At 36.9% G+C, this 12,336-nt stretch carries 12 protein-coding genes and 1 tRNA gene; 10 read left to right on the forward strand and 3 right to left on the reverse strand.

The window, feature by feature from the left end; genetic code table 11:
- Positions 1 to 7 precede the first annotated feature (7 nt).
- The 3 genes from dhaL to MKX45_RS02750 are packed head-to-tail and all read left to right on the forward strand — an operon-like array spanning position 8 to position 1,680.
- Positions 8 to 586, forward strand: coding sequence for a dihydroxyacetone kinase subunit DhaL (gene dhaL / locus MKX45_RS02740; RefSeq protein WP_003131160.1), 579 nt, complete (start codon positions 8 to 10; stop codon positions 584 to 586).
- Positions 583 to 954 carry a dihydroxyacetone kinase phosphoryl donor subunit DhaM gene (gene dhaM, locus MKX45_RS02745; protein WP_003131161.1) on the forward strand — a complete coding sequence of 124 codons (372 nt, stop codon included), beginning with the start codon at positions 583 to 585 and terminating at the stop codon, positions 952 to 954. The genes dhaL and dhaM overlap by 4 nt, the downstream gene beginning before the upstream one ends.
- A gap of 9 nt (positions 955 to 963) precedes the next feature.
- On the forward strand, positions 964 to 1,680 hold the full coding sequence (locus MKX45_RS02750; RefSeq protein WP_017864058.1) for an MIP/aquaporin family protein: 717 nt from the start codon (positions 964 to 966) through the stop codon (positions 1,678 to 1,680).
- 38 nt (positions 1,681 to 1,718) lie between these two features.
- Here the strand turns inward: MKX45_RS02750 and MKX45_RS02755 are convergent, their stop codons facing one another.
- Positions 1,719 to 3,098: a C69 family dipeptidase gene (locus tag MKX45_RS02755; protein WP_058208250.1), complete on the reverse strand. Its 1,380-nt coding sequence runs from the start codon at positions 3,096 to 3,098 to the stop codon at positions 1,719 to 1,721.
- Positions 3,099 to 3,275: 177 nt separating this feature from the next.
- Here MKX45_RS02755 and MKX45_RS02760 point away from each other — a divergent pair, with 177 nt between their 5' ends.
- The 5 genes from MKX45_RS02760 to MKX45_RS02780 all read left to right on the forward strand — a co-directional run bounded on the left by MKX45_RS02760 (position 3,276) and on the right by MKX45_RS02780 (position 9,274).
- Positions 3,276 to 3,923, forward strand: a complete 648-nt coding sequence (locus tag MKX45_RS02760) for a TetR/AcrR family transcriptional regulator (RefSeq protein WP_025016583.1) — start codon at positions 3,276 to 3,278, stop codon at positions 3,921 to 3,923.
- A gap of 86 nt (positions 3,924 to 4,009) precedes the next feature.
- Complete coding sequence (locus tag MKX45_RS02765) at positions 4,010 to 4,774, forward strand: ABC transporter ATP-binding protein (protein WP_340816774.1); 765 nt, start codon at positions 4,010 to 4,012, stop codon at positions 4,772 to 4,774.
- Complete coding sequence (locus tag MKX45_RS02770; protein ID WP_340816775.1) at positions 4,752 to 5,894, forward strand: ABC transporter permease; 1,143 nt, start codon at positions 4,752 to 4,754, stop codon at positions 5,892 to 5,894. The genes MKX45_RS02765 and MKX45_RS02770 overlap by 23 nt, the downstream gene beginning before the upstream one ends.
- Before the next feature lie 97 nt (positions 5,895 to 5,991).
- Complete coding sequence (locus MKX45_RS02775) at positions 5,992 to 7,161, forward strand: class I SAM-dependent rRNA methyltransferase (RefSeq protein WP_060416356.1); 1,170 nt, start codon at positions 5,992 to 5,994, stop codon at positions 7,159 to 7,161.
- Positions 7,162 to 7,351: 190 nt separating this feature from the next.
- A complete protein-coding gene (locus tag MKX45_RS02780) occupies positions 7,352 to 9,274 on the forward strand; it encodes a fructose-1,6-bisphosphatase (RefSeq protein WP_195918582.1) in 1,923 nt (640 codons plus the stop codon).
- A 79-nt stretch (positions 9,275 to 9,353) separates the two neighbouring features.
- Here MKX45_RS02780 and MKX45_RS02785 read toward each other — a convergent pair.
- Together MKX45_RS02785 and MKX45_RS02790 are read right to left on the reverse strand one after the other, a co-directional pair.
- Positions 9,354 to 9,439 (reverse strand) — tRNA-Leu (locus tag MKX45_RS02785).
- Positions 9,440 to 9,502: 63 nt separating this feature from the next.
- Entirely contained in the window at positions 9,503 to 10,780 is a 1,278-nt protein-coding gene (locus MKX45_RS02790; protein WP_340816776.1) for a BaiN/RdsA family NAD(P)/FAD-dependent oxidoreductase, read from the reverse strand.
- A gap of 140 nt (positions 10,781 to 10,920) precedes the next feature.
- Between MKX45_RS02790 and MKX45_RS02795 the strand changes: the two genes are divergently transcribed.
- On the forward strand, positions 10,921 to 11,748 hold the full coding sequence (locus MKX45_RS02795; protein ID WP_039114532.1) for an NAD(P)H-hydrate dehydratase: 828 nt from the start codon (positions 10,921 to 10,923) through the stop codon (positions 11,746 to 11,748).
- Positions 11,749 to 11,896: 148 nt separating this feature from the next.
- Positions 11,897 to 12,310, forward strand: a complete 414-nt coding sequence (locus MKX45_RS02800) for a DUF1398 domain-containing protein (RefSeq protein ID WP_340816777.1) — start codon at positions 11,897 to 11,899, stop codon at positions 12,308 to 12,310.
- Positions 12,311 to 12,336 lie beyond the last annotated feature (26 nt).

Raw genomic sequence — 12,336 nt, forward strand, 5'->3', positions numbered from 1 at the left:
AGAGAGAATGTTAACAATAGATACAACCATTGAATGGTTAGGAAAATTCAACGAAAAAATACAAGAAAATAAAGCTTATCTAAGCGAACTAGACGGACCTATTGGTGACGGGGATCATGGTGCAAATATGGCTCGTGGGATGTCTGAAACAATGAAAGCATTGGAAGTTTCAAACTTTGGAAATGTCTCAGAAATCTTTAAAAAAGTGGCTATGACCCTAATGTCAAAAGTAGGAGGAGCTTCTGGTCCTTTGTATGGTTCAGCCTTTCTAGCCATGAGTAAGACTGCCACAGAAACTTTGGATACAAGTGAATTAATTTATGCTGGACTAGAAGCTATTCAAAAAAGAGGAAAAGCTCAAGTCGGTGAAAAAACGATGGTTGATATCTGGTCAGCATTTTTAAATGACTTACAAACTGATTCAGCTTCCAAAGATAATTTAGAAAAAGTTGTTAAAGCAAGTGCAGGACTTTTAGCTACAAAAGGACGAGCTTCTTATCTTGGAGAACGCTCAATTGGACACATTGACCCTGGAACACAATCAAGTGCTTATTTATTTGAAACACTTTTGGAGGTAGTAGCATGACTTATGGAATTGTAATCGTTTCTCATTCCCCTGAGATTGCCTCAGGACTAAAAAAATTAATTCGTGAAGTCGCTAAAAATATTTCGCTAACCGCTATAGGTGGTTTAGAAAATGGCGAAATAGGCACCTCATTTGACCGAGTTATGAATGCTATTGAAGAAAATGAGGCAGACAATCTCTTAACATTTTTTGATTTAGGAAGTGCTCGAATGAATTTGGATTTGGTTTCTGAAATGACAGACAAAGAATTAACCATTTTTAATGTCCCGCTCATTGAGGGAGCTTACACAGCGAGTGCTCTCTTAGAAGCAGGAGCAACTTTTGAAGCAATAAAAGAGCAGTTAGAAAAAATGATGATAGAAAAATAAGGTAAAGCAATGACATTGCAAATATTGGGAGAATTTCTGGGCACTTTCATCCTTGTATTATTAGGAAATGGGGTTGTCGCAGCAAATGTTTTAGGTAAAACAAAATCGGAAAATGCAGGTTGGGTGACTATTGCAATTGGTTGGGGCTTAGCAGTTGCTGTCGCTGTCTGGGTAGTTGGCTTCTTTTCACCCGCTTATCTCAATCCAGCCTTGGTCATTGGTTTTCTTGTCTTAGGGAAAATAAAGATTGGCTTAGCATTTGCTTTTATTGTAGCCGAATTTTTAGGTGCTATGTTAGGTGCTGTTGCCGTTTGGTTACATTATTATCCTCATTGGGAAGAAACAAAAGATTCTTCTCTAATCTTGGCAAGTTTTGCCACAGCACCCGCTATTCGTCATTCTTGGTCCAATTATTTAGGAGAAGCTTTTGATGGGGCGCTACTCATGATACTGATTATGGCAATGGGCCATTATCGTCTGGAAGGTGGTTTTGGTCCAATTATTGTCGGTTTTCTTATTATGGCAGTTGGTTTTTCTTTAGGACCAACAACTGGCTACGCGATGAATCCAGCACGTGACCTAGGTCCGAGAATAATGCACGCCCTTTTACCAATCAAAAATAAAGGAACTTCCGGCTGGGGCTATGCTTGGATTCCAGCAACTGGTTCAATTGTTGGTGCTGTAATTGCTGGACTACTCTATCAATGGATGTTGACGCTCCATTGATAGTATCTAAAAAATACGGATAATCCATCCGTATTTTTTTAATCATTAAAATCAAAGCGAAGTTTCATGTGATTGGAACCAGAAATAACCATTTTACCAAGAAGTTCAGTTTGAGCAGTCAGAGCAATCTGTGCAAGTTTTTCGTTCACTGCTTCAAGTGATTGGTCACTTCCTTTGTCGGTTTCGTTTTGTAAGGCTCTTAATTTTGCCATTGTGTTTAGGTCAAAATTGTCTCTTTTATCGACATAGCCTTGGAAATTACTATCTCCTAGAACAGCGGTCATTGTAGTCAACCAATACATTTTGGTTGGGTCAAAGTCGGCTTTTGTATCGCGATAACAAGTAGGGGTATCACTTACTCTAGCATAAAATGGAACAAGGCTATTGAAACTGTTAGGTCCAAAAGCAAGCCAATGAATGCCAGCAAGCTCCTTGTCTATATTATCTCGAATTTGTAAAACATGAAGTTCCAAATTACGATTGAGTCCAATTGGTCGAATCAATTTTTGTTCTGCGGCGCTTGATGTTGTGCTGTATGGGTCATAAGCTGTATTTTCATAATGACTTGACATGACAAACTTAATTTCTTCAATGGAAATTTTGCGATTGGCATGGCAGATGAAAGGTAAATCTTGGTTAAATGGATCGTCATTTCCTGTGGTTTCTGGAGAAAAATAGTTTTGTACATACCAAGCGCGTGGATTGTTGTAGCGCGTGTCTTTAATGGTACTTGAACCAAAAATATGACGAAGGTTATAACCATCAAAGTCTGGATTAAGCTTGTTCTTATCAATAAATTCTTTCAAACCAGTTGAATAAATCGTGTCAGAACTTTCAAAATCATACCAATCGATATTAAGACGATTAGGAGCAATAACATAAGCGTCGTCGGGGATACGAATAGCTGCCCATTGATGTCCACCTAGTGTTTCTAACCACCAAATTTCATCTTTATCAGAAAAAGCCATCCCGTTTGATTCATAAGTTCCATATTTTTCTAAGAGTTGCCCCATCCGTTCAACACCCTCACGCGCACTCTGGATATAAGGGAGGGTAATTGTTGTGAAGTCTTCTTCACCTAGTCCTGCTTCAACATAAGGGTCCAATCCCAAGATACGACTATTTGTTGTTGAGGTTTCTGTCGCAGTCATGGCAACATTCTCACTATTAATTCCAGCCGCTGCCCATATACCATAGGTTGAATCCGCATCAGGTGTAGAAGTATATGATAGGGGATTTTCTGGTAAGTCAAATTCACAAGCTGTGGCGATAGAGCGATAGTGCTTGGGTTGATTTTCAGGATTGATGACAACAAAACGTTGGGGATTAGGTTTATCTCCACCATCTTCGTTTCGTGCAATTAAAGTTGTGCCATCTAATGAGGCTTTTTTACCGACGAGAAATGTTGTACAGGTCATATGAACTCCTTTATAAAGATATAAGTGATTTGTGCTAAGTTCCTCAAAGCTTAAAGTTCTTATCATTATACTACAAAATGCTATTTTTATATAGCTTTATTAGACTTTATTTGATGTTCATTCTTCAAAATATTATAATGAATGAGTAATCATTTATTCAGTTTAAAAGGAGATATCATGTCTGAAGAACAAACATTAAATGAGGTTTATGCTGATACCCTAAAAAAAATGGAAAATTTGACAGAAAAGCAAAAGAAAGTTTTACAGGCGTCATTAGAGCTCTTTGCATCACAAGGCTTTGAAGCGACAACTTCTCAACAAATTGCAAAAAGGGCGGGAGTTTCTGTTGGTTCTGTTTACCACACTTTCCCCACGAAACAAGCCATTCTTGTAGCGGTACTTGCACCTATCTTTGAGGGGACAATGGATACTGTCGCCAATCAATTTAATGATAATACATTTGGCAAAGGATTTGAAAGCGTGGAAGAGCTCGTTAAGGTAACCATTGCTGACCGTTTTTATTTTGCCGATAAAAATATAAATGTGATTCGCTTGATGTTGGGACAAATGCTTGTTAATTCCGTTTTTGTTGAAGACTTAAAAAAATTTTTCGAGCAACAGGCCAAACAGTTAGTTTTACCAACAATTGTTCGCCTCCAAGCGGAACAAAAAATAAAAAATCTTCCGATTGAAAAAATTCTACAGATTCTTTTTTATCCTTTAGCGACCTATATAGGTAAAAGAGTTTTGGGAATTAACAATATGTCATTAGAGGAAGAAATAGAATTTGCCACTGAAATTACTATAAAGACACTCAAAGTTTAATTTTTGACAATCATGAATTGAAGTGATAAAATTACTTCAACAAGAAAAATGAACGAGCACTCATTCATTGTTTGAGGGAGAATAATATGAAATCACCGATTGCTATTAATGATATTAGTGTGAAATTTGGCGATAAGGCAATATTAGACCATTTATCCTATGAATTTGAAAGTGGAAAAATTATTTGTTTGATTGGACCTTCTGGAGCTGGTAAGTCAACCTTTATCAAGGCCATTGTTGGAATGCAAAAATTGGATTCTGGCAATGTTAAGATTCTTGAAAGAAAAATTCCTGACAGAGAAGTATTAGGGAAATTAGGCTATATGGCGCAAGAAGACGCCCTATTTAAGGAATTGACCGGCAAACAAAATTTAGAATTTTTTGGTTCTTTGCAAGGAATCAAAAAAAAGGATTTACAAGGAAAACTTGATAAGGCAGCTGCTACAGTAAATCTGACTAAGCAGTTAAATCAATCAATTTCTAATTATTCAGGAGGAATGCAAAGGCGCTTATCACTCGCTATTGCTCTGCAAACGGATGCTCCGATTTTACTTTTAGATGAACCAACTGTTGGGATTGATCCAGAATTGCGTCAAGAAATTTGGGAAGAGCTGCGAAATCAAGCAAATCAAGGGAAAACAATATTAATTACGACGCATGTTATGGATGAAGCTGAACGTTGTGATGTCGTACTGATGCTTAGAAATGGTAAATTTATAGCAGAAGGTTCGCCAAAGGAAATTAAGGAAAAGTATCAAGTTGCCTCGGTTGAGGAAGCCTTTATTGTTGCGGGAAAAAATTTAGAGTTAGAAAATAAGGGGCAGCGAAATGAGAACACTTGCTATCTTTAAACGAATTATGCTTCAACGGCGTGGTGACCCTAGGACGCTGGCAATGATGTTTTTAGCTCCAATATTTATTTTGACGCTCATGTACTTTCTCTTTCAAGTACCGTCAAATAATGCTTACAGAGTGGGTTTGAAGTCTGATAATACAGAATTAACAAGAGCTTTGAAGGATATGCCAAATGATAAAGCACATCTGAAAGTGATTAGTGTTTCTGAAAATAATCGCTCAACAATGAATGAGAAAGATTTGAGTGCAATTGTTAGTATTTCGGGAAAAAATATTGATGTTAGTTATGCTAATCAGTCAAATGGAACAAGTTCTGCGATTAAGCTACTTTTAACACAAGTCATTCAAGAAAGCCAAGTTAAGGAAACTAAAGAGGAGACTAAGCAGGCTCTGCAAAATTTGATAAGTAAGTTACCTCAAACATCAGGTCAAAGTTTTTCAACAAATTTCAGGGTTGATACAGAGCAGTATAAAGTAACGAGTCACTATTTGTACGGAGATCCTAGTAGTACAAATGCTACTTTTGATGATTTAGCACCGATTTTAGTTGGAGCCTTTGCTTTCTTCTTGGTGCTTCTAATTTCAGGTATTTCATTAGTGAACGAGCGAACCTCAGGGACGCTGGGGAGAATGTTAGTCACTCCTGTGAAACGAACTGAAATCGTGACGGGCTATACTTTGAGTTATGGAATTCTTGCAATGATTCAAACAGCACTCATGGTTGTTTTTACTTATTGGATTTTAGGGGTTCATAATAACGGAAATATTGGTTGGGTCTTTGTCATTAATTTCTTTATCGCCATCATCGCTTTATTGTTTGGATTACTTTTATCCACATTAGCAAAAACAGAATTTCAATTTGTACAGATGATTCCTTTAGCGATTGTTCCCCAATTTTTATTTTCTGGTTTGATTCCTGTGGATACGATGCCTGTCATTCTTCAAGCAATCGCTCATTGTATTCCGGTTTATTATGGAATTTCTGCCATGCAAGAGGTAGTTAAAAGAGGAGTAGGATTCTCTGGAATCTGGTTTGATTTGCTCATTATGCTACTTTTTGCGGCTCTGCTCTATCTTGCGAATGTTTTAGCTTTGAAAAATGTTCGTCGGACTTAAAAATATGCTTTTGACTGTATAACTACTGGATAGTCTATCTGGTGGTTATTTTGGTTTTTAAAAGAAAAAGAAAGTACTTTTTTGTTATAATTAAAGCATGAAAAAAATTACAGTACGGACAAAAGCAGCAAAGAAATTGCGAGCTGGCTATCCACTTTTGGTGGCAGAAGATTTAAATTCACCCCTCTTGGAGGATGATTTTGCACAATTTTTTGATGAAAAAGGGCAAGCGCTTGGAACAGGTTATCTTTCAAAACAAAATAAAGGAGTGGGTTGGCTTTTAGATTCTTCGTCAGTAAAAATTGACCATCATTTTTATGTGGAAAAATTTGTCAATGCACGCGCTTTACGGGCGAACTTCTATCAGGATGAATTAACGAACGCCTTTCGTCTTTTTAATGGTGAAGGAGATGGATTAGGCGGCTTAACCATTGATTTTTATAATGGTTTTGCTGTCTTTTCTTGGTACAATCAATTTATATATAGTCAAAAAAAAGCGATTGTTAAGGCTTTTCAAGTCGTGTTCCCAGATATTAAAGGGGCTTATGAAAAACTTCGTTTTTCTGAGGCTGCTTTAGAAAGTCAACATATTTTTGGCCAAGAAGCGGCTGAACCTTTGTTGGTCATGGAAAATGGCGTGACTTATGCGACTTATCTAAATGAAGGGTTAATGACAGGAATTTTTCTTGACCAAAAAAATGTTCGCGGGGCACTTGCGGGCGGTCTTTCAACTGGTAAAACTTTACTAAATATGTTTAGTTATACAGGCGCTTTTTCAGTTGCAGCAGCTTTTGGAGGAAGCAGTCAAACAACGTCAGTCGATTTGGCGAAACGTTCGCTTGATAAAACGAGAGAACAATTTTTGGTCAATGGAATTGAACCAGAGAGTCAAAAAATCTATGTGATGGATGTTTTTGGTTATTTTAATTATGCTAAGAAAAAAGAATTGACTTATGACATGATTGTCCTCGACCCTCCTTCATTTGCCAGAAATGGTAAAAAAACATTTTCAGTAGCTAAAAATTATGGCGACCTTGTTAAAGAAGCTGTTGAAATTTTAGAAAATAATGGGACATTAATTGCATCAACAAATGCAGCAAATGTTTCTGATAAAAAATTCCGTCAAATGATTGAAGAAGTGCTCAAAAATAAGGGAGTAAAATTTACCGTTTTCCAAGAAGAAAAATTACCAGCTGATTTTCATATTGCTGACAGCTTTCCAGAAGGAAATTATCTTAAAGTATTATTTATTAAAATCAAAAAATAGTCTGTCATTACTGACAGATTTTTTTGTCAGTAAAAATTTTACTGACAGAAATAATGATTAATTACAAATGTGAGCGCTTTACTATCTGCTTTCTATATGATAAAATGCAAGAATAAGTCTAATAATTCCCGACTTTTTTAGATAGAAAGCAGAGTGTGAATGAGGGATCGAAACCTCATTTACTTTTATTATGGATAAAAAATATTATCAATTACTAAAAAAACAGTTTTCGTCAAAGGAAGCAGTACTGACAGAAATTATTAATTTGAGTGCTATTTGTGAACTACCAAAAGCAACAGAGCATTTTATGAGTGATGTGCATGGTGAATATGATGCTTTTAATCATGTTTTGAGAAATGGTTCTGGCAGTATCAAAGAAAAACTTAGAGATTGTTTTCCAGAATTTTCTGCGACAGAAATATCATCACTTGCAACCTTGATTTATTATCCACAAGAAAAACTAGATTCTGAGTGTCAACTAAAAGAGACAGAAGAATTTGAGAACTATTGTCAAATCAATTTAGTTTATCTTTTAAAGACTGTAAAATTTGTCGGTCAAAAATATACTCGATCAAAAGTCCGAAAAGCTTTTCCAGAAAAATTTCGATATATCTTAGAAGAGTTAATCAATGAAGTGGATTCGACGACTGATAAAAGAGATTATTTTGATTCAATCCTTTCGCAATTGCAAAATTTGGGTGAACTTACTCGCTTAATTGTTGCACTTGCAGATACGATTCGCAGATTGACGGTTGACCACCTTCATGTGGTGGGAGATATTTATGATCGAGGACCTTATCCAGATAAAATCATTGACCGCTTAATAAAAATGCCCTCAGTTGATGTTCAATGGGGCAATCATGATATTGTATGGATGGCAGCTTTTAGTGGTTCACCTTTAGCCATGATGAATGTAATTAGAATCTGTGCCCGCTATGGAAATCTCGATATTCTTGAAGAATCTTATGGGATTAATTTACGGATGATTTTAGAGTATGCTGAACGTTATTATGAGCCAAGTGAGACTTTTCAACCACGCTTGGTCGACGGGGTTCGTTTGTCAGATGATGAAAAGGCACTCCTTAATAAATTACAAGAAGCCACAGCCATTTTACAATTTAAGTTAGAGAGTCAGTTGATAAAACGCCGACCTGATTTTCAACTTGAACATCGTGATGTGCTTCATTTCATTGATTTTTCCGAAAAAACAATAAAATTGGGAACTGAAGTTTATGAATTAACTGATTTTCAAGCGCCCACAGTAAATCCTGAGCAGCCTGAAAGTTTGACTGCTGAAGAAGAAAAAATAATCAGTCATTTATTAAATAATTTTAGAAGTTCTGATAAACTTAAACGTCATGTTGAATTTTTACAAGAAAAGGGAGCCATGTATCTTTCTTACAATGGAAACTTGTTGATTCATGGCTGTCTTCCCTTACATGAAAATGGTGATTTTAAATCATTTACGGTTAACAAAGAGGCTCATGCTGGCCGTGATTTACTTGATTTCTTTGACCAAGAGGTTAGAAAATGTCTTGCTCATCCAGAAAACTCGACGGATTTAGCAACAGATTTGATGTGGTATCTTTGGGTGGGAGAATGCTCTTCATTATTTGGTAAAACGGCAATGACAACCTTTGAACGCTATTATATCAAGGATAAGAAAACGCATGTGGAAAAGAAAAATCCTTATTATCAATTGCGTGAGGAAGCTGAAATTATCAGGAAAATTTTAGAAAACTTTGGTTTAGATGAAGGGGGACATTTGGTGAATGGGCACACCCCTATCAAAGAAAAAAATGGTGAAAATCCAATCAAGGCAGATGGAAAGTTGATTGTGATAGATGGTGGTTTTGCAAAAGCTTATCAAAAGGAAACAGGAATTGCTGGGTATACTCTTCTTTATAATAGTTTTGGCATTCAACTGGTTGCGCATCAACCCTTTTCAACCGTTAAAGAAGCAGTTGAAAAAGGGACGGATATTATAAGCCTGAAACGCCTGGTAGCCGAAGTTGACCAAAGAAAACGAGTCAAGGATACAAATGTTGGCCAAACTTTGTTAAGTGAAATAGCAGATTTAGAAGTACTTTTTGAACATTATGAGGAATTTTAAAAGTACCAGTGTTGGTACTTTTTATTTGTTTTCCAAAAAAGACAATAAAAAAACTCAGCCTTAGCCGAGTTAATATTAGTGCGGTGGGCGGGACTTGAACCCGCACCAAGAAAATTCCTGACAGGATCCTTAATCCTGCGCGTCTGCCAATTCCGCCACCACCGCAAAACAGTACTTTAATATAGTACCATTTCTATAAAGAATGTGCAAGCCTGAGCTAGGGCTGACTTATTGTTGGAAATAAGATGCGATTTGGGCAGCGTGTTTTCCAGCAACAAAACCTGTCACAAAGGCGCAGGTAATATTATAACCGCCAGTGTATCCATTAATATCTAAAAGTTCACCGGTCATGAATAAACCTTGGGTTTGTTTACTCTCCATACTTTTAGGATTTATTTCTTTGAGAGAAACACCGCCACCTGTTACAAAAGATTTCTCAATTGGTAAAGTTTTGCTAATTGTGATTTGCCAATTTTTGAAAAGACTAGCGATTTTATCAATTTGCTGCTCAGATAGCGTCTTGGCAGAAAGACTAGGGTCAATTCCAGCTTTTTCAAGGATAAATAGAAGCATACGTTCTTGGGTCAATCGTGAGAAGGCATTTTTAATTGATTTATCTGTTTTAGAAAGGCTAGTCAGTTCATTTTTCAAAGAGCCCAACTTTTTTTCGGGGAATTGGTCTAAGCTGACTGTGACCATTTTTTCACCTTTAGCAAGAAGTTGGTTAATGAAACTTGAACAACGCAGAGCAGCTGGACCAGAAATTCCGAAATGCGTAAATAATAAATCATGCTGATGAGAGATGATTGCTTTTCCCTTAGAATTGAGTACTGAGAGTTTGATTTCGCGTAGGGAAATGCCTTGAAGACTTTTGTCTAAAATGAATGGTTCGTCAGAAATCAGGGCAGATTCAGTGGCATAGAGTTGTGAAATACTATGCCCTGCTGAGCGTGCTAAACGATAGCCATCACCAGTTGAACCTGTGGAAGGATAAGCGCGTCCGCCTGTTGAGAGGATAATTGTAGGGCTTAAAAAGCTCTCGCTATCCGTTTCAAGACCAATTACCGCTCCGTTTTCAATGAGAAGCTTATCAACCGCTTGGCTTGGAAAATAAGAAACATGGAGGCTCAAAATTTTATTGAAGAGGGCATCAACAATTGTTTTTGATTTGTCGGTTATAGGGAACATGCGCCCGTGGTCTTCTTCTTTTAATTTAACACCATTGCTTTCAAAAAATTCGATAATATCAAGGTTAGAAAATTGAGAAAAGGCTGAATGAAGAAAACGACCATTTCCAGGAACATTTGTTAATATTTCGTCAACAGAGCGGGCATTTGTCACATTACAGCGTCCGCCACCTGTCATTAATAATTTTTTTCCGACTTTTTTATTTTTATCAATAAGAGCAACTTTTGCTCCGTTTTGCGCGGCTGAGATGGCAGCCATCATTCCAGAAGGGCCTGCGCCAACAACGATAACGTCAAATGTTTTAGCTGATTTTGTCATGCTTTAATTTTAACATGATGTGAGCAGAAATAGGGGAAAGAGTATTGAAAAATAGTAAATTTAAATTCAGCGAGCGATAAGGCTTTTAAATATTGATATTTGATATTGGAAATCAATATGAAATGCGGTAAAATAGCATTATGATTGAACTGACTGATGAAATTTTAGCAAAAGTAATTAAAAAACGTAAAAAAGCTTCTTACAAAGGAACTTATGGTCGCTTATTAGTGATTGGCGGTAATCGTCAATATGGTGGTGCGGCTATTTTGGCGACGACAAGTGCAGTTTATTCAGGTGCGGGCTTAGTTTCTGTGGCACTGGCTAAAGAAAATCATAGTGCTTTACAGGCAAGACTTCCAGAAGCAATGACTTTAGATTTTGATGATTTGATAAAGCTAAGAGAAGTAGCAAAAGCTGCTGATGTTATTGTTATTGGTCCAGGATTGGGCTTAGAAAGACTAGATTTACTGACAGAAGTTTTGAATTTACTGACAGAAAATCAAAAGTTGGTCATTGATGGTTCGGCACTGACCCTTTTTGCTAGAGAGCATTTAGACTTACCATTTCCTGAAAATACGGTTTTTACACCTCATGAAATGGAATTGGAACGACTTTCTGGTTTGAAAATTGGTCAACAAACCAAAGAAGAAGTTCAAGATTTTGTTAATCAACTCGGAGCGATTGTCGTTGCTAAATCTTCAGAAACACGAATTTTTGCGCCAAATCGGGAATCATTTATCTTGAAAATAGGAAGTCCAGCTCAGGCAACTGGGGGAATGGGGGACACTTTAGCCGGGATGGTTGGTGGCTTTTTAGCTCAGTTTCATGGAGAAACAGAGGAAGTAGTTGCTGCTGCAACTTATTTGCATAGTTTAATTGCAAGCGTCTTAACTCAGAAAACATATGTGGTCTTGCCAAGTCGATTGATTGAAGAAATTCCATTATTTATGAAAAAATATGAATGCTGATTAATTCTGTCAGTTCAATGCGACAAGGGGAGTATTGAAGTTGGGAATAAAAAAATTACTGACGAAAATTTCAGTCCTCCGTCAGCATTTTTTTCTTAGAATTTTTGTTATAATTAATCATCAAAATAAATGAAGATGAGGTCAAAAGATGAATGCAATTGAACTTGTGCAAGGCGCCATGAAAAAAGCAGAGAAAATTCGTCCAAAAGTAGGTGGTTTTCCATACCTGGCTGAATGTATGCGAGAAGCTGGAGTTTTAAAAAATGTTTGGACCCTTCCTGCCGGACAAAGTACGTTTTGGACAAGCGCTGGCGTAATTAGCGTGACCAATTCACCAATGGTGAGTGGTTTTCATGAGGTGCCATTTTTTGACCAAGAAGCTTTGATTAAGGCCTTGCGGGCTGACCAAGCTGGACAAACGACTTTTCCGGAATTCTTGAGTGCCACTTGGGAAGCTGATGTGATTTCTTATGAAGCTGATTTTTCAGAAAGAAAAGTCACTTATCTAGGAAGTCAAGGAGAAAGCTATGTTGAGGACTATCCAGCAGTCGAAATTCATTAAAAAGTTACTGACAGAATGATTAAAAT

Origin of the sequence: Lactococcus sp. FSL W8-0209 (assembly GCF_038006585.1) — a bacterium.
Classification (GTDB): Bacteria; Bacillota; Bacilli; order Lactobacillales; family Streptococcaceae; genus Lactococcus; species Lactococcus lactis.